The 17,671-nt window shown below is 66.8% G+C and carries 14 protein-coding genes; 9 read left to right on the plus strand and 5 right to left on the minus strand.

Translation table 11 applies throughout. The features are described 5' to 3' along the window. Positions 1 to 557: 557 nt before the first annotated feature. A complete protein-coding gene (locus tag ACQR0Z_RS11875; protein WP_434918733.1) occupies positions 558 to 1,895 on the minus strand; it encodes an MFS transporter in 1,338 nt (445 codons plus the stop codon). Between the two features lie 184 nt (positions 1,896 to 2,079). Between ACQR0Z_RS11875 and ACQR0Z_RS11880 the strand changes: the two genes are divergently transcribed. The 3 genes from ACQR0Z_RS11880 (at position 2,080) to ACQR0Z_RS11890 (ending at position 4,998) form a co-directional block, all read left to right on the plus strand. Continuing rightward, on the plus strand, positions 2,080 to 3,189 hold the full coding sequence (locus ACQR0Z_RS11880; protein WP_434918734.1) for a hypothetical protein: 1,110 nt from the start codon (positions 2,080 to 2,082) through the stop codon (positions 3,187 to 3,189). Between the two features lie 159 nt (positions 3,190 to 3,348). Then, positions 3,349 to 4,374 carry a histone deacetylase family protein gene (locus tag ACQR0Z_RS11885; protein WP_434918735.1) on the plus strand — a complete coding sequence of 342 codons (1,026 nt, stop codon included), beginning with the start codon at positions 3,349 to 3,351 and terminating at the stop codon, positions 4,372 to 4,374. Positions 4,375 to 4,740: 366 nt separating this feature from the next. After that, a complete protein-coding gene (locus ACQR0Z_RS11890; protein ID WP_434918736.1) occupies positions 4,741 to 4,998 on the plus strand; it encodes a hypothetical protein in 258 nt (85 codons plus the stop codon). Here ACQR0Z_RS11890 and ppsA read toward each other — a convergent pair. After that, positions 4,995 to 7,430 (minus strand): phosphoenolpyruvate synthase, encoded by a 2,436-nt coding sequence (ppsA, locus tag ACQR0Z_RS11895; protein ID WP_434918737.1) that lies wholly within the window; start codon positions 7,428 to 7,430, stop codon positions 4,995 to 4,997. The genes ACQR0Z_RS11890 and ppsA overlap by 4 nt on opposite strands. A 151-nt stretch (positions 7,431 to 7,581) precedes the next feature. Between ppsA and ACQR0Z_RS11900 the strand changes: the two genes are divergently transcribed. Then, positions 7,582 to 8,706, plus strand: a complete 1,125-nt coding sequence (locus ACQR0Z_RS11900) for an SbmA/BacA-like family transporter (RefSeq protein WP_434919295.1) — start codon at positions 7,582 to 7,584, stop codon at positions 8,704 to 8,706. Here ACQR0Z_RS11900 and ACQR0Z_RS11905 read toward each other — a convergent pair. The 3 genes from ACQR0Z_RS11905 to ACQR0Z_RS11915 are packed head-to-tail and all read right to left on the minus strand — an operon-like array spanning position 8,666 to position 11,944. Further along, positions 8,666 to 9,604 carry a 1-phosphofructokinase family hexose kinase gene (locus ACQR0Z_RS11905; protein ID WP_434918738.1) on the minus strand — a complete coding sequence of 313 codons (939 nt, stop codon included), beginning with the start codon at positions 9,602 to 9,604 and terminating at the stop codon, positions 8,666 to 8,668. The two genes, ACQR0Z_RS11900 and ACQR0Z_RS11905, sit on opposite strands and share 41 nt — an antisense overlap. 3 nt (positions 9,605 to 9,607) lie before the next feature. Beyond that, a complete protein-coding gene (gene glk / locus ACQR0Z_RS11910) occupies positions 9,608 to 10,588 on the minus strand; it encodes a glucokinase (RefSeq protein WP_434877542.1) in 981 nt (326 codons plus the stop codon). A gap of 3 nt (positions 10,589 to 10,591) precedes the next feature. Next, positions 10,592 to 11,944, minus strand: a complete 1,353-nt coding sequence (locus ACQR0Z_RS11915; RefSeq protein WP_434918739.1) for a GH1 family beta-glucosidase — start codon at positions 11,942 to 11,944, stop codon at positions 10,592 to 10,594. A 201-nt stretch (positions 11,945 to 12,145) separates the two neighbouring features. Here ACQR0Z_RS11915 and ACQR0Z_RS11920 point away from each other — a divergent pair, with 201 nt between their 5' ends. From ACQR0Z_RS11920 to ACQR0Z_RS11940, 5 genes are read left to right on the plus strand one after another with little or no spacing between them, the layout of a single operon-like run. After that, a complete protein-coding gene (locus ACQR0Z_RS11920) occupies positions 12,146 to 13,096 on the plus strand; it encodes an ABC transporter permease (protein ID WP_434877540.1) in 951 nt (316 codons plus the stop codon). An 8-nt stretch (positions 13,097 to 13,104) separates the two neighbouring features. Continuing rightward, on the plus strand, positions 13,105 to 13,971 hold the full coding sequence (locus ACQR0Z_RS11925; protein WP_434919296.1) for an ABC transporter permease: 867 nt from the start codon (positions 13,105 to 13,107) through the stop codon (positions 13,969 to 13,971). Beyond that, positions 13,968 to 14,978 carry an ABC transporter ATP-binding protein gene (locus ACQR0Z_RS11930; protein WP_434918740.1) on the plus strand — a complete coding sequence of 337 codons (1,011 nt, stop codon included), beginning with the start codon at positions 13,968 to 13,970 and terminating at the stop codon, positions 14,976 to 14,978. Before ACQR0Z_RS11925 ends, ACQR0Z_RS11930 begins: the two co-directional genes overlap by 4 nt. Continuing rightward, complete coding sequence (locus ACQR0Z_RS11935) at positions 14,975 to 16,027, plus strand: ABC transporter ATP-binding protein (RefSeq protein ID WP_434918741.1); 1,053 nt, start codon at positions 14,975 to 14,977, stop codon at positions 16,025 to 16,027. The genes ACQR0Z_RS11930 and ACQR0Z_RS11935 overlap by 4 nt, the downstream gene beginning before the upstream one ends. A 35-nt stretch (positions 16,028 to 16,062) precedes the next feature. Beyond that, positions 16,063 to 17,553: an ABC transporter substrate-binding protein gene (locus ACQR0Z_RS11940; RefSeq protein ID WP_434918742.1), complete on the plus strand. Its 1,491-nt coding sequence runs from the start codon at positions 16,063 to 16,065 to the stop codon at positions 17,551 to 17,553. Positions 17,554 to 17,671: the final 118 nt, after the last annotated feature.

Genomic DNA, 17,671 nt, shown 5'->3' on the forward strand with positions numbered 1-17,671 from the left:
ACCACGCGGCACGTCAGTGCCATCGCGGCTTGATACCAGCATCGGGGTATCAGGACGCTGCGACTTCACGTCCGCGAGCGATCGTTCGTCCGCGCCCTCGTTTCCGAGGACGCTGCGATCTCTCGCGGCCACCGCATCCCCGCCTCGCGTGTCGTGACGATCGCGCGCTACGCCCCTTCTGCTTGAGGCGGGATGCGGGGAGATAATCATGATTGCGGAAAAATAGCAAGTAAATTTTGATTCTGAGAATTCAACTCCAGCGAAGGTGCGCTCCCCTCCCCCTTGCGGGGAGGGGTCGGGGGTGAGGGTCTCCCGGGCGCTGAACTCAGTGAGGCGCGCGAATAAATACGTCCTCAAGCACTCACTCGCGATGCTTGGCGGGGGCAGTGCGCATCACTTGAAGCGCAACTCGGGGACCCCCACCCCCGACCCCTCCCCGCAAGGGGGAGGGGAGCGCGCCGTCTTCGCGGCCGGCTTTGCGGGTTCAATTACAACGCAAAAAAAACGGCGGCCCGAGGCCGCCGTTGGAGTTTGAGACCACGCGATGGACGTGGTGCTCAGGAGGCTCGGAGCTGGACGCGCTGGATCTTGCCGACGATCAGCAGATAGGCGCAGGCGGCGACCAGGGCGTTGAGGCCGACGAACACCAGGGCGCCGTTGAAGGAGCCGGTGGCCGAGAGGATGTAGCCGATCACGATCGGGGTGGTGATGCTGGAGAGGTTGCCGAAGGTGTTGAACAGGCCGCCGGAGACGCCGCCGGCTTCCTTGGGCGAGGTGTCGGAGACGACCGCCCAGCCGAGCGCGCCGATGCCCTTGCCGAAGAAGGCGAGCGCCATCAGGCCGACCACCAGGGCCTGGCCGTCGACATAGTTGCAGCCGATGATCGCCATCGACAGCAGCATGCCGCCGACGATCGGGATCTTGCGCGCCAGGGTCAGCGAGCCGGTCTTGCGCAGGATGGCATCGGAGATGAAGCCGCCGAGCACGCCGCCGATGAAGCCGCACAGCGCCGGCAATGTGGCGACGAAGCCCGCCTGCAGGATCGACAGGCCGCGCTCCTTGACCAGATAGACCGGAAACCAGGTCAGGAAGAAATAGGTCAGCGTGTTGATGCAGTACTGGCCGATATAGACGCCGAGCATCATGCGGTTCGATAGCAACTGACCGATATGCGACCAGGTCGGACCGCCGGACGCCGCCTTGCCGTCCCGCGCGCCTTCCATGTCGACCAGCGCGCCGCCCTGCTTGATGTAGTCGAGCTCGGCCTCATTGACACCCGGGTGATCCTTCGGCCCGTACATGGTCTTGATCCAGACGAGGCCCATGATGATGCCGAGCGCGCCCATCACGGTGAAGACGTAGCGCCAGCCGAACTCATGCGCGATCCAGCCCATCAGCGGCGCGAAGATCACGGTCGCGAAGTATTGCCCGGAGTTGAAGAAGGCCGAGGCCGTGCCGCGCTCGTTGCTCGGAAACCAGGCGGCGACGATGCGGGCATTGGCGGGGAAGCTCGGCGCCTCGGCGAGGCCGACCAGGAAGCGCAGCGCGAACAAAGCGGTGACGGCGGCGGCGCCGGAGAAAAAGCCGATCCACCCCTGCATCATCGTAAACAGCGACCAGATCACGATGCTGCAGGCATAGACCCAGCGCGAGCCGAAGCGGTCGAGCAGCCAGCCGCCCGGCACCTGGGCGAGCACATACGACCAGCCGAAGGCGGAGAACACATAGCCCATCGCGACGGGATCGAGATGCAGCTCCTTGGAGAGCGCGGGGCCGGCGATCGAGAGCGTGGCGCGATCGGCGTAGTTCACGGTCGTGACCAGAAACAACATGGTCACGATGAACAGCCGCACGCGCGATCGGCGCAATTCTGCCGTAGTTACGATTGCGCTCATGCGCGCTACCTCTCTTAAACGTTCCTCAAGAACTGTCCTAGAGGAGAGCAAGGGGCCGGGTCCAAACCGAAGCCTGTATCGATCGATGCAAAATTTGGATCGATGCCGGGTGCTTGATGCGAATGAACCCGGTTCCCTGCTGCCGCGTCCAAGTCCTCGTTGAGACACACGGGGCATGAGGACGATGACGATCATCCGCGGAGGTTTCGCAGCGCTGCTCGCGATGCTGGCGACAGGCGCGCATCCGGTCAATGCGGCGACAACGCCCAAGCCGGTGGCCGGCCAGCAGATCCGCTTCGAGCAGGGGTATTGGAGCGGGCTGCCGCAGGCCGGGCCTGACGGCAGGGTCCGGCAATGCGTGATGGTGTCCCGGCGCCAGCGCAAGTCGGACGGCGGCGCGGTCGATACCCGCCTGTCCGTCAATATCAGCCGCGGTGCCGGGCTGGTCATTGCCGTCAACGATGATGGCCTGCCGCGCGAGCGCGTGCTCGATGATCAGGCAGAGATCATCATCGATGGGCGCGGCTTTCCCGCGGTGGCCTTCAATGTCGGTCCGGCCTTCGCTTTCCATCCTGGCGACGCCAAGGCGGCGATCGGGGCGCTCGGGAATGCAGTGAAGGTGACCCTGCGCTCGGATGGCGCGGGCATCGACACCGGCGCCGTGGCGGTCGACCTGCCGGCCGAAGCCTTGGCGTGGCTGAAATCCTGCGCGGCGACGTTCGACATCGCGCTCGACCGGGCGAGCGATCCTGATGCGCCGGACCTGCCTGTGCCGCGGCCGCGTTCCGCGAAGGTCGCGCCGGCCAAGCCGACGCCGGCCGGGCCCGCGGGCATCGAGGACAAGCAGAAGATCGAAGGCTGGGATGCGTCCGAGTTGCGCAACGGCGACGGCACCATCTTCGTCTGCATGATCCGCCGTCACTATGCGACGGGAAGCGAGGCCGATGCGCGGCGGCTCGGCATCTTCCTGATGGCGAGCCGGTTGCGCGGCTTCTCGATGATGGTGAAGGACTCCCGTCTCAGCGGCGTGTCGAACAAGCCGGTCGAGGCGAGCTTCGCCGTCGGCAAGACCGATTTCCCTGATGTGACGACGCAGATGCAGGGCGGCGACGAGATCGGCATCTTCCCGCAGGCCGGCGGCCGGCTATTGGCCGCGATGGAGACGAGCCCGCTGGTGAACCTCAAGCCGGCAGGTGGCGAGTCCTACGAATTCTCGATGAGTCCGGGTGTCCTCGCTTGGCTGCGCGCCTGCGCCAGGCGCAACGGGATCGGGCTGGAGCCGGCCCAACGATAAGGCTTTGGCAGGGCGGCGACCGCCGCTCTGCCCGCATATCCCTTTTGTTCCGCCGGCTGGAAGTCGCCTGTGCAATGAGCTGAGCGCTGTTTGTCCGTGCTTGTCTCGGCCGCTGCCGCATGCACAATCCTTCGCGCAAGCGAAAGGGAGTCATCGCGCGTGAAGGCCGTCTACACCGAGCTGCACCGCAGCCACGATCCGCAATTCTATCTGGTGCGTGGCGTCGTCAAGCGCACCACCGAGCAGCCCGAGCGGGCGGATCGCCTGTTGGCGGGACTGAAAGCCGGCAATCATGACCTCGTCGCGCCAACGCAATTCGGCCAGGCTGCGCGCGCGCGGGTGCATAGTCCGGAATATCTCAACTTCCTGGAAGAGGCCTGGGATGCCTGGGCCGCGTTCGGGGACGCCGGCACCGAGATGATCCCGAACATGCATCCGGTGCGCAATGCCGCGACCTATCCGACCCACATCGTCGGCCGGCTCGGCTGGCATACGACCGACACGTCGGCGCCCATCGGTCCGGGGACATGGGCCGGCGCCTGCGCCGCCACCGATGTCGCCGCGTCGGCAGCGCAACTGCTGCTCGATGGCGAGGACGCGTCTTATGCCTTGTGCCGTCCGCCGGGGCACCACGCCTATCGCGACATCGCCTCGGGCTTCTGCTTCATGAACAATTCCGCGATCGCGGCCGCGCATCTGCGCCAGCGCCACGAGCGCGTCGCGATCCTCGATGTCGACGTCCATCACGGCAACGGCACGCAGGGCATCTTCTATGAGCGGCCGGACGTGCTGACGATCTCGATCCATGCCGATCCCACGCACTACTACCCGTTCGTCTGGGGCTATGCGCATGAGCGCGGCGCGGGCGCGGGGCTCGGCGCCAACCTCAATATTCCGCTGCCGCTGAAGAGCGGCGACGACACCTATCTGAAGGCGTTCGAAACCGCTGCCAAGACCATCCATGCCTTCGCGCCCGGCGCGCTCGTGGTCGCGCTCGGCCTCGATGCGTCCGAACATGATCCGCTCAAGGGGCTCTCGGTCACGACGCCCGGCTTCCGACGCATCGGGGCTGCCATCGCGCGGCTTGGTCTGCCGACGGTGTTCGTGCAGGAGGGTGGCTACCTCTCGGACATCCTCGGGCAGAACCTGACCGCGGTGCTCGCGGGCTTCGAAGAGGCGCGCTGACGCGAAGCTCACATCTGGCGAACGCATCATCGCCCGAGATGCTGGTCTCGATGGGCGGCGCGCAGCAGCGCCGGCCTTTGCTGCGCGCCGGTGCGGCTGCACCGGCAGCGGCTCTGATGATGACAGCGACAGTGGGGCTGTCCGCAACGCTACGGAGGCGATCATCCGTGCCGCCGGAGTTCCACGGGCCGTGAAAGTACAAACTTCTTTAATGTCCGAGGCGACAATGCGCCGCTTTCTGGCCACGGGGCCGCTTCAACGGAGAATGCGGACATGCATATGCCGAAGGCGGTCGAGCCGCGCTGCATCAGCGGTTGCGCCACGGCGCTTGATGGGTGACTCGTGGCGACGATCATCAAATTCCCGATGGCCGTTCGCGCCGAGCAGGCGGCCGTCGCAGCCGAGACAGCGGTCAGGATTCAACTCGTTCAGCTTCAGCGCACGGTGGACTCGTGGCGGCAGATTGTGCGGCAGCTCGATCTGCTGGCGCAGTCCGACGACATGGGCGCGCTGAGCGAGCAGTCGCGTCATATTCGGCAGTTGATCGCCGACGCCGAGCGCGCGATCGCGCATGTGCAGGCCATTGAGGACGACGAGATCATCGAGCGTCCAGCCCCGGACTAGCTCGCCAGCGCCTGCGGCGCGGGCCCGGCAAGCTGCTGCTCAGCGGCGCGCACAATTCCCATCGTACGCACGACGCTCGCCGGATTGACGCTGATGGAATCGATGCCGAGCCCGGCGAGATAGCTTGCGACTTCGGGATAGTTGGCCGGCGCCTCGCCGCAGATGCCGACATGGCGGTGGTTGCGATGCGCGCCTTCGATCGCGAGCTTCAGCATCGTCATCAGGCCAGGATCGCGCTCGTCGAAATCGAACGCGACGATGTCGGAATCGCGGTCGACGCCGAGCGTGAGCTGGGTGAGATCGTTGGAGCCGATCGAGAAGCCGTCGAAATGCTTCGCGAACTCGTCGATCAGGATCACGTTGTTGGGGATCTCGCACATCATGTAGATCTCGAGCCCGTTCTCGCCGCGCACGAGGCCGTGCTCGCCCATTGCCGCGATCACCTTACGCGCCTCCTCGACGCGGCGGCAGAACGGGATCATGATCTTGAGGTTGGAAAGGCCCATCGCGTCGCGCACGCGCTTCAGCGCTGCGCATTCCAGCGCGAAGCCGGCGGCGTAGGCCGGATGCGCGTAGCGCGAGGCGCCGCGGAAGCCGAGCATCGGGTTTTCTTCCTTTGGCTCGAAGTCCGCGCCGCCGATCAGGCTGGCATATTCGTTGGTCTTGAAGTCCGACAGCCTGACGATCACGGGACGCGGATAGAAGGCGGCTGCGATGGTGCCGACGCCCTCCGAGAGCCGTTCGATGAAGAAATCCGCGGGCTTCTTGTAACGCGCGGTGAGCCGCTTGATGGTCGCGCGGTCCTTCGCCGAGGTCACCTTGTCGGGCGAAGCCAGTGCCATCGGATGGATGCCGATCGACTGGTTGATGATGAACTCCATGCGGGCGAGGCCGACGCCATCGTTCGGCAGCAGGGCGGTCTTGAAGGCGAGCTCGGGATTGCCGAGATTGACCATGATGTGGGTGCGCGGCTTGTCCAGCCTGTCGATCGCGAGCCGCTCGACCGCGAAGGGCAGGGTGCCGTCATAGACGTGGCCGGCATCGCCCTCGGCGCAGCAGACGGTGACGGCGCTGCCCGTCTTCGCGCGCTTGCTGAAGTCCTCCGTTCCGACCACCGCGGGCACGCCGAGCTCGCGGGCGATGATCGCGGCGTGGCAGGTGCGGCCGCCATGGTCGGTGACGATGGCCGCCGCCGTCTTCATGACCGGCTCCCAGTCAGGGCTGGTCGAGGCCGCGACCAGCACCTCGCCGGGCTTGAACGCGCGCAGGTCCCTTGCTGATTTGATCAGGCGGATCTTGCCGGCCGCGATCTTCTCGCCGACGGCGCGTCCCGTTGCCAGCACCTTGCCAGCCGTCTTCAGTATATACGTCTCGATCGATTCTGGCCGGCGCTGCGAGGCCACCGTCTCGGGCCGCGCCTGGATGATGTAGAGCGCGCCGTCGCGGCCGTCCTTGGCCCATTCGATGTCCATCGGCGTCGGCTTGCCGGCCTTGTGCGAATAGTGCTGCTCGATCGTGATCGTCGCCTGCGCAAGCTCCAGAACGTCGCCATCGGCAATGCAGAACTTGGCCCTGTCGGCGGGCGGCGTGGCCTCGGTGCGGGTAGGACCGCCCCGCGCCCCCGCTTTGGCGTAGACCATCCGCTTGGTCTTGGCGCCGAGCCGGCGCGACAACACGCAGCGAGAGCCGGCGGCGAAGGTCGGCTTGTGGACGTAGAACTCGTCGGGATCGACCGCGCCCTGTACGATGGTCTCGCCGAGCCCATAGACCCCGGTGATGAAGGCAACGTCGCGAAAGCCGCTTTCGGTATCGAGCGAGAACATCACGCCGCTGGCGCCGAGATCGGAGCGAACCATCTTCATCACCGCGACCGACAGCGCGACCTTGTCATGCGCGAAGCCGTTGTCGATGCGGTAGGAGATGGCGCGATCGGTATAGAGCGAGGCGAAGCAGCGGCGGCAGGTCTCGAACAGATCCTTCGCCCCGCGAATGTTGAGGAAGCTTTCGTGCTGGCCGGCGAAGCTCGCATTGGGCAGGTCCTCGGCCGTGGCCGAGCTGCGCACCGCGACCGCGACGCCGCGGCCATATTCCTGCTCGAGCTGCTTGTAGGCCTGGGCCACGTCGCGGCGCAGATCGTCGCGATCGGTGGCTTCGAACACGATGGCGCGCGCCTTGGCCGCGCGTTTTGCGAGGTCGGCGATGCGGCGCTTGTCGAGGCCGGCGAGCAGCCGGCGCAATTCGTCATCGGCGCCATCGGCGCGCAGCGCGTCGCGATAGCTCGCCGCCGTCAGCGCGAAGCCGTTGGGGACGCGGACGCCCTGCGACGCCAGCGCCGAATACAGCTCGCCGAGCGAGGCGGTCTTGCCGCCGACGTCGGGGACATCCTCGATGCGGAGATCCTTGAACCAGCGGATGGTGCCGGGTGCCGTCATCGCTCGTCTCCCGCATTGCAGCGCAGACAGTGAGTTTGTCGCGTTGCGCGGCCCACGCCTTGCGGAAGATCAAGCGGGACGGCCCGGAGCTACGTAGATCAGTCCATGTTAGAGTTCCCGCCTTGAATCGGAGGATGTCCAACCCGCGATGATGCCTGATGACGAGAACGAGGACGGCAATCGCGAATGGTCGCGGTTCTGGCTGACGGCACGGCATTTCTGGCTCGGGTTGCGCGCCTGGCGGGTCTGGCTGCTCTGCGCCGCCCTCGTCGGTCTCGTCGTGCTTCAGCTCTATGTGCAGTTCCGCTTCAATTACTGGAATAGGGATTTCTTCGACGCGCTGGAAGGTCGCGACCCGGCGCGGCTGCGGCAGCAGGCCGTCCTGCTGGTCCCGCTCTGTCTGTCGAGCGTCGTGCTGGCGATCGTCTCGGTGTGGGGCCGCATGACGATGCAGCGCAACTGGCGGCAATGGCTGAGTGCCGAAGTGATCGACTACTGGGTCGAGAACGATCGCTATGCGCGGCTCGCGACGGTGCAGGGCGACCAGAAGATCCCCGAATATCGCATCGCCGAGGATATCCGCATCGCCACCGATGCGCCGATCGATTTCGTGGTGAGCGTGATCTCGGCGCTGCTGACGGCGGTCGTATTCGTCCAGGTGCTGTGGCAGGTCGGCGGCTCCATCAGCTTTGCGGTGGCCGGGCTTGAGCTGTGGCTTCCCGGCTATCTGGTGGTCAGCGTCGTCGTCTATTCGGGGCTGGTCACGGGAGCGATGCTGTGGGTCGGCGCGCCGCTCACCCGCGTCATCCAGACCAAGAACCAGGTCGAGTCGGAATTGATCACGGCGGCGCATCATCTGCGCGACATCGGCGAAGGCATCACGCCCAAGCAGGAGGAGCGCGGCGTCGTCGCGAGCATCTGGCTGGCGCTCGACCGGACGATTCAGCAATGGAAGCGGCTGTGCTGGCAATTGATGCGCAACACCCTGGTGTCGCATCTGAACACGCTGCTCGCGCCGATCATCGGCCTCGTGCTATGCGCGCCGAAGTTTCTCGGCGATCAGATGACCCTCGGCGAGCTCACCCAGGCGGCGGCGGCGTTCACGCTGGTGCAGGGCTCGTTCAACTGGATGGTGGACAATTTCAGCCGTGTCGCCGAGTGGATGTCGTCGCTCGAGCGCGTCGGCGGCCTGCTGCTGTCGCTCGACCGGCTCAACGGCGTCGGCGAGGCGGAGGTTACGCCGCCTCCAGCCGCACGTCAGCCAGCAGACGGCTGATATCGGCGGGATCGCACAGCGCCGTGCCGGTGCGGAGCAGGGCGGCGGCGCCGGCCGCGACCGCGAAGCGGAAGGCCTCATCGAGCGCCGCGCGCGTGGCAAGTTTCGCCACCAGCGCGCCGAGAAAACTGTCGCCGGCGCCGACGGCATTGACCGGCACCATCGTCAGCGGCTGCGCGCGCAACACGCGCTCCGGCGTCACCAGCAGCGCGCCGAGATGGCCCATCGTGAGCGCGACCATTCCGACCCTGCCGTTCGCGACGAGCGTGCGTGCCGCCGTCTCCCAGGCGGCCGCATCCGGCAGCTCGCCGCCGGCGAGGTCGCGCATCTCGTGCAGCGATGGCTTGATCAGGTCGACGCCGCCGGCCACCGCCGCCGCCAGCGCCGGGCCCGAGGTGTCGAGAATGAACCGCGCGCCGCGAGCCCGCGCGATGGCCGCGATGCGGGCGTAGTAGTCGGTCGGTACGCCGCGCGGCAGGCTGCCGCTGCCGATCACGAAGCGCGGGAACGGCTCGAGCCCGCTGAGCAGCGCGAGGCCGGCTTGCCATTCGGTCTCGCTGAGCGTCGGTCCGGGCAGGATGAAGCGATAGGGCTGACCGCTCGCGCGCTCCAGGACGAAGAAATCCTCGCGCGTGTCTTCGCGCGTCGCCCAGGTGCAACTGGCAACGCCTTCCTTCTCCACGAGCTGCTTCAAAAGCAGTCCGGTCGGGCCGCCGATCGGATAGAGTGCGGTGACATCGCCGCCGAGCCGGGTGATCACGCGCGCGACGTTGATGCCGCCGCCGCCGGGATCGCGCTGCTGCGTGGTGCCGCGCAGCTTCGCCACCGGCACGATGGTCTCGACCGTCGTCGAGACATCGACCGCCGGGTTCGGCGTGATCGTGACGATGTCGCTCATGGATCAGGTCGCGGGTGACCCGCCGTTGGAAGTGATGCTGGACTCGTAGAAAGATTTGAGGCCGAGAAAGCTGATATCCGGCTTGGTGACGAGATGCACCGGGATGGGCCGCAGATAGCTGTCGTAGCGCCCCTTGCTCTCGAACTGCCGGCGGAAGTCGGACTTGGCGAAGGTGTCAGGAAAGCGCGGCGGAATGCCGCCGGCGATGTAGACGCCGCCGCGGGCGCAGAAGGTCAGCGCCAGATTGCCGGCGACGGCTCCTAGCCAGGCGCAGAACATGTCGAGCGTGGCACGGCTGGTGGCGCAGCTGCCGTCGAGCGCGGCGTGGGTGATCGCGGCGGCGTCGCGCTTCGGCACGTTGACGCCGTCGACCGCCGCGATCGCCTGGTAGACGTTCTCGAGGCCCATGCCCGACAGCGCCCGCTCGATCGAGACGTGGCCGAAGCGCTCGCGCATCTTCGCGAGCACCGCGGCCTCGCGCGCGCTCGTCGCCGGCAGGGTTGCGTGACCGGCTTCGGTAACGGCGACGGTGGGACGGCCATCGCCCGGGAGATAGCAGGCCGCGCCGAAGCCGGTGCCCGGACCGATCACCAGCATCGGCGCGCCCTCGGCCGCCGCGCTGCCGCCGAGCGGATAGAGATCGTCGGGATGTAGCGCGGGTAGCGACCAGCCGACCGCTTCGAAATCGTTGAGCAGCTTCGCCGAGCGCAGATTGAACCGCGTCGCCAGTTCGGCGCCGTCGATCACCCAGGTCGAATTGGTCAGCATGCCGCGGTTGCGCTCGATCGGACCGGCGATGTCGAGCACGGCCGCGGTGGGCGGGCCGCCTGCGCCGTGCCGCGACAGGAAGTCGGTGATCGCATCCGCGATGGTCGGAAAGTCCGCGACCTTCAAATGCGCGACCTCGCCGATCACCCCGCGGTCGAGCAGCGCGAACCGCGCATTGGTGCCGCCGATGTCGCCCAGAAGAACGCGCTCGCTCATCCCTCAATCTTCCGCCGGTTGTGCGGACCCGGCGGGGCCGTTCGACCTCCGCCATGCCGCAATCTTCTCCGCATACCACCGCGCCGATGCCTTGGGAATGCGGCGCTGGGTGGCGTGATCGACATAGACAATGCCGAAACGCTGCGAATAGCCCGCCCCCCATTCAAAATTATCCAGCAGCGACCAGACGAAATAGCCGCGCACGTCGGCGCCGTCGGCGATCGCCTGTTCCATGGCGGCGGTGTAGGCGGCGAGATAGGCGGTCCGGTCGTCATCCTGGATCCGGTCGCCGGGACCAAGCACGTCATTGGCCGCCGTGCCGTTCTCCAGCACATAGATAGGCAACTGGAACCGCTGGTGAATATCCAGCAGCGTATCGCGGAATGCTTTGGGCACCACCGGCCAGCCGATCGCGCTGCGCGGCACCGCGGCGGGCGCCGGGCCGAAGGCGGCGCCGATCAGGTTGGTGTCCGCTTTCACGTAATGCGGCGAATAGTGATTGAGCCCGAACCAGTCGACGGGGCGGGCGATCTGGGCCATGTCGCCTGGCAAGACATAGGGCGCGACGGCGTCCGTCAGATCCGGCGGATAGCAGGCAAAGGACTGCGGGAACGGAAAGGCATCGTTCCAATAGGCCGCGAGACGCAACGCCGCCGCGGCGTCCGCAGGCGCATCGGTCGCGGGGTAGCAGGGCTGGCGATTGTGGATGGCGCCGATCGACGCGCCCGCGACGTCCCGGCGCAGCACGTCGACGGCGCGGCCATGGCTGAGATTGACGTGATGAATGGCCTTGTGCAGCGCCGCCGCATCGGCGATCCCCGGCGCATGCCAGCCGAGTCCGTAGCCGAACAGCGTGAACACGCAAGGCTCGTTGAAGGTGGCGACGCGCTTGACCCGGTCGCCAAAACGCCGGGCCACCAGCGCGGCATAGTCGGCGAACCAGCCGGCGATGTCGCGGTTCGGCCAGCCGCCAAGCGCCTCCAGCGCCTGCGGAAGGTCCCAATGGTAGAGGCAGAGCCACGGCTCTATCTCCGCGGCCAGCAGCGCATCGATCAGGCGGTCGTAGAACGCGAGTCCGGCTTCGTTGGCCGCGCCGCGGCCCTGCGGCAGCACGCGCGGCCAGGCGATCGAGAAGCGGTAGGCGTTGAGGCCAAGCTCGCGCATCAGCGCGACGTCCTCGGCATAGCGGTGGTAATGGTCGCAGGCGACTTCGGCATTGTCGTTGTGGCTGGCCCGGCCGGGGGCGCGCAGATAGACGTCCCAGATGCTGTCGGCGCGGCCGTCGAGATGGGCAGCGCCTTCGATCTGGAAGGCCGAGGTCGAGGCGCCCCAGACGAAGTTCGGACGGATGGTCATGATAAGAAGAGGCCTTGCGCTGCTGTAGTCAGGCTGATGTTGCCGATCTCCGCCATCGGGCCGTTGACCGGGATCAAGCGGCCCGCGCGCGTCAGCGGCGGTGTCCCGCGCCGGCGAGGGGGGATCATGCAGGCAATGGGCTTGCATCCCCGGCCAAAGCTGTAGAACGTGCGGCCGCCGAGAAATGGAGTTCCGGCTCGAATGAGCGTGTTTCTGTTGCGGCGATGCCTGACCCTGCTTGCGACCCTGGTCGGGGCGTCGCTGATCATTTTCCTGGTGCTCGATGCCCTGCCGGGCAACGCGGCGCAGATGCTGATGGGCGCCGACGCATCGCCCGATGCGGTCAGGGCGCTGACGATCAAGCTCGGGCTCGATCAGCCGCTGGCGCTGCGCTATTTGCAATGGCTCGGCGGGCTCGCCACCGGACAGCTCGGCAACAGCTATGCCTATGGCACGCCGGTGGCCGAACTGATCCGCGAGCGGCTGGCGATGACGATTCCGCTGGCAATCATGGCCATGGCGCTGACCACGGTGCTGGCGCTCGCGGCCGGCATCTACACCGCCGCGAACCACAACCGCATCGGCGATGTCGGCGTGATGTCACTGACTCAGATCGGCATCGCGCTGCCGAACTTCTGGTTCGCGATCCTGCTGATTCTGTTGTTCGCGGTGAAGCTGCAATGGCTGTCGGCCGGTGGCTTCCCCGGCTGGGAGGACGGCATCTGGCCCGGCCTGCGTTCGCTGCTGCTGCCAGCGGTGGCGCTCGCAGTGGTCCAGGCCGCGATTCTGGCGCGGGTGACGCGCTCGGCCGTGCTCGACGTGCTGCGCGAGGACTTCGTCCGCACCGCGCGCGCCAAGGGCCTGACCAGGCGCGAGGTGCTTTGGCAGCACGTGCTGCGCAATGCGATGATCCCGGTGCTCACCGTGATGGGCCTGCAATTCGCCAATCTGCTCGCCGGCACCATCGTGATCGAGAACGTGTTCTACCTCCCGGGCCTCGGCCGCCTCATCTTCCAGTCGATCGCCAATCGCGATCTCATCGTCGTCCGCAATTGCGTGATGCTGCTGGCGGCCATGGTCATCATTGTCAATTTCGTGGTCGACGTGCTGTATGCCGTCATCGATCCGCGCATCAAGGTGCACGAGCTGTGAGTGCATCCGTGATCGTTCAGGCCGGCGCAGCACCCGCGCAGAATGCATTCTGGCGCCGCGCGCTGCGCCACCGCAGCTTCGTCGTCGGCGCGCTGCTCTGCCTGCTCGTGCTCGGCTCAGCCTTGCTGTCGCTGGTATGGACGCCGTGGTCGGCCTATGAGATCGACGTCGCGTCCAAGCTGCGGCCGCCGTCCTCCGCGCATTGGCTCGGCACCGACGTGTTCGGCCGCGACATCGTCTCGCTGTTGCTGGTCGGCGCGCGCGCGACCATTCTCGTCGGCATCATCGCTGTCGGCATCGGACTCACCTGCGGCGTTGCCCTCGGTCTCGTCGCCGCCGCGCAGCGCGGCTGGACCGAGGAGCTGGTGATGCGTTTCAGCGACTTCACCTTCGCCTTTCCCGCCGTGCTCTCGGCGATCATGCTGGCGGCCGTGATCGGGCCGGGCATGGTGACCTCGATCACCGCGATCGGCATCTTCCAGATCCCCGTTTTCGTCCGCGTCACCCGCGGCTCGGCCGGCGCGATCTGGGCGCGCGAGTTCATCCTGGCGGCGCGTGCCGCCGGCAAGGGCCGCTTTAGGATCACCATCGAGCACGTGCTGCCAAACATCCTGTCGATCCTGATCGTGCAGGCGACCATCCAGTTCGCGCTGGCGATCCTGGCGGAGGCCGCCTTGTCCTATCTCGGCCTCGGCACGCAGCCGCCGCAGCCGTCCTGGGGGCGCATGCTGAACGATGCGCAGACCCTGCTGTTCCAGTCGCCGAGCTTGGCCGTGTATCCGGGCGCTGCGATCGCGCTCGCGGTGCTCGGCCTCAATTTGCTCGGCGATGGTCTGCGCGACCTGCTCGATCCGCGCCTGGCGAGGCAGCGATGAACGCGAGCGATCAGATCCTGCTCGATGTCAAAAGCCTCGGCATCCGGCTCAACACCAGCCGCGGTCCGGCACAGGCGGTGCGCGAGGTCTCCTTCGCGCTCCGCCGCGGCGAGACGCTCGGCATCGTCGGCGAGTCCGGTTGCGGCAAGTCGATCACGGCGCTGGCGCTGCTCGGGCTGCTGCCCGACAGCGCGGTCGTCAGCGGCAGCATCAGGCTCGACGGCCGCGAGCTGGCCGGCTTGCCCGACGCGGATTACTGCAAGCTGCGCGGCAACCGCATCAGCATGATCTTCCAGGAGCCGATGACCGCACTCAACCCGATGCACACGATCGGCCATCAGGTGGCCGAGCCGCTGTTGCGCCACACCGGCTGCTCTGCGGCGGAGGCGAAACGCCAGGCGATCGCGCTGCTCGACCGCGTCGGCCTGCCGGATCCCGCACGACGCTACGATGCCTATCCGCATCAGTTCTCCGGCGGCCAGCGCCAGCGCATCACCATCGCGATGGCGCTCGCCTGCAAGCCCGACGTGCTGATCGCCGACGAGCCGACCACCGCGCTCGACGTCACCATCCAGCGCCAGATCCTCGATCTCATCGCCGACCTCGTCGCCGAGCAGGGCATGGCGATGATCCTGATCTCGCATGATCTCGGCGTCATCGCCGAGAACGTGCAGCGCATGATCGTGATGTATGGCGGCACGGTCGTCGAGAGCGGCACCACGGACGCGGTGTTCTCGCGCATGGGGCATCCCTACACGCAGGGCCTGTTCCGGGCGCGGCCGCGGCTCGGCGCGCGCAAGGGCACGCGTCTGTCGACCATCGCCGGCACCGTGCCGGAGCTGGCCGATCTTCCCACGGGATGCCCGTTCGCCGATCGATGCGCGCTGGTGATCGACGCCTGTCGCTCAGCGCTGCCGCCGCTGATCGAGATCGGCGCCGGACACGGCGTCCGCTGCATCCGGACCGACGCGTCGCTCGCGCGCGATCCCGTGGGGGTGGTGGCGTGAACGCGGCCGTGAAGAATGTCTCCGAAGCGCCGCTGCTGGAGATCAGGGATCTCGTGCAGCGCTACACGCTGCCGCGCGAGAGCCTGCTGCGTCCGCCGGGCCACGTTCTGGCGCTCAATGGCGTCTCGCTTCAACTGATGCCCGGCAAGAGCCTCGGCATCGTCGGCGAGTCCGGCTCCGGCAAGTCGACCTTGGCGCGGCTCATCATGGCGCTGGAGGTGCCGTCGTCGGGATCGGTGCTGATGTCCGGGCGCGATCTCAACCGTCTCCCAGCTGACGAACTGCGCCGCGCGCGGCGCGATTTCCAGATGGTGTTCCAGGACCCGTATGGCTCGCTCGATCCGCGCCAGACCATCGCGCGCATCGTCGCTGAGCCGCTGACCGCTTTGGAGAGCCCGGATCGCGACACCTTGCGCACCCTCGTGGCGAGCGTGTTGCGGCAGGTCGGCCTGCGCGATGCCGACATGGACAAATATCCGCATGAATTCTCCGGCGGCCAGCGCCAGCGCATCGCGATCGCGCGTGCACTGATCACCCAGCCGAAACTGATCGTCGCCGACGAGCCGGTCTCGGCACTGGACGTGTCCGTGCAGGCGCAGGTGCTCAACCTGATGCAGGACCTGCAGGAGCAGTTCGGCCTCAGCTATGTCCTGATCAGCCATGACCTCGCGGTCGTCGACTATCTCTGCGACGAGGTCGCGGTGATGTATCTCGGCCGCATCGTCGAGCAGGGGCGGCCGGAGGATCTGTTCGGGCAGTGCGCGCATCCCTACACACGCGCGCTGCTGGACGCCGTGCCGCGCGCGCAGGCCGGGGCGGTCAGGCGCCGGCGCGCGGACGTTGCGATCGCCTCGCAGTCCCTGGGCACGGCCGGCTGCGCCTATGCGCCGCGCTGTCCGCTCGCCGATGCGCATTGCCGCGAGACCGCGCCCGCGCTGCGGGCATTGACGGCGCAACATTCGGCTGCCTGCCACCATGCGGAAAGCGTGATGGCACTGCCGGCGGCGACGACTGCAGAACATCCGCCTCTTGTCTCCAAGCCGCTTTGACGCATAATTCGGTTCCGTCCGGGAGAAACGAACACATGTTGAAGAAACTATCCATCATCGCTTTGACCGCGCTCGTCGCGGCCGCTGCTGTGCCCGCCTCGGCACAGAGCAAGAAGGACAGCGTCGTCGTCGGCATGACCTTGGAGCCGCCGGGTCTCGACCCGACCAGCGCGGCTGCGGCTGCGATTGCCGAGGTCACGCTCTACAACGTCTATGAGACGCTGACCAAGATCAACGAGGACGGCTCGGTATCGCCGCTTCTGGCCACGAGCTGGCAGACCTCGTCCGACCTGAAGAGCTACACCTTCAAGCTCGCCAAGGGCGTCAAATTCCAGAATGGCGAGGCGTTCGATTCCGCCGCGGTGAAGTTCTCGTTCGACCGCGCCGGCGCGGCCAACAGCACCAACAAGGACAAGGCACTGTTCCAGGCGATGGAGGCGGTCAACGCGCCGGACGCCGAGACCATCGAGGTCAAGCTGAAATATTCCGAGCCGAACCTGCCGTTCCTGCTGGGGCAGGCGACCGCCTCGATCGTCGAGCCGAAGAGCGCGCCGACCAATGCGACACAGCCGGTCGGCACCGGGCCGTATACGCTCGGCGCCTGGGCCAAAGGCTCATCGCTGACCTTGAACAAATGGCCTGAGTATCGCAACGCCGCCGCCGTCAAGCTGTCCAAGGTGACGATCCGCTTCATCTCCGATCCGGCGGCGCAGGTTGCCGCCTTGCTGTCGGGCGATGTCGACGCCTTCCCGCGCGGCACCTCGGCGCGCACCATCGCGCAGTTCAAGGCCGACCCGCGCTTCGCGGTGCTGATCGGCGGCTCCAAGGCGAAGACCATCCTCACCATCAACAACAAGAAGAAGCCGCTCGACGACGTTCGCGTCCGCCGCGCCATTCTTGCCGCGATCGACCGCAAGGCGCTGATCGAGGGCGCCGTCGACGGGCTGGGCACCCCGATCGGCAGCTTCTATGTGCCGGGCGCGCTCGGCTATGTCGATACGACGGACATCAATCCGTACGATCCGGAGAAGGCGAAGAAGCTGCTGGCGGAAGCCGGCGTCACCACGCCGCTGCAATTGTCGCTGCGGCTGCCGCCGCCGGCCTATGCCCGGCAGGGCGGCGAGGTGATCGCGGCGCAGCTGGCCAAGGTCGGCATTACCGCCAAGATCGAAAACCTCGAATGGGCGGCGTGGCTGTCGCAGGTGTTCAACGGCCCGCACGATTTCGACCTGACGATCGTCTCGCATGTCGAGCCGTTCGACCTCGTCAAGTTCACCGAGCCGAACTATTACTTTGGCTATCAGTCCGAGGCGTTCAACAAGCTCTATCAGCAGATCGTCGACACGCCCGCCGAGGCCGACCGCGCCAAGTTGCTCGGCGACGCCCAGCGCCTGCTGGCCACCGACGCCGCCGCCGGCTTCCTGTTCCAGCCGCAATGGATCACGGTGATCAACAAGAAGCTGAAGGGCGTCTGGAAGGACGTGCCGCAGTTCGAGAACGATTTCTCGAGCTGGAGCTGGGAGTGAGCGTAGCCGCCCTTCAAAGGACGCCGCAGTGACACTGCAAAATACAGCGCCCTCTCCCACCCTGGCGAAGCTTTGCTTCGCTTGGGGGGAGAGGGCGCAGGAACTAACACTGACGCAT

It is taken from the genome of Bradyrhizobium sp. HKCCYLS3077, assembly GCF_051167555.1.
Classification (GTDB): domain Bacteria; phylum Pseudomonadota; class Alphaproteobacteria; order Rhizobiales; family Xanthobacteraceae; genus Bradyrhizobium.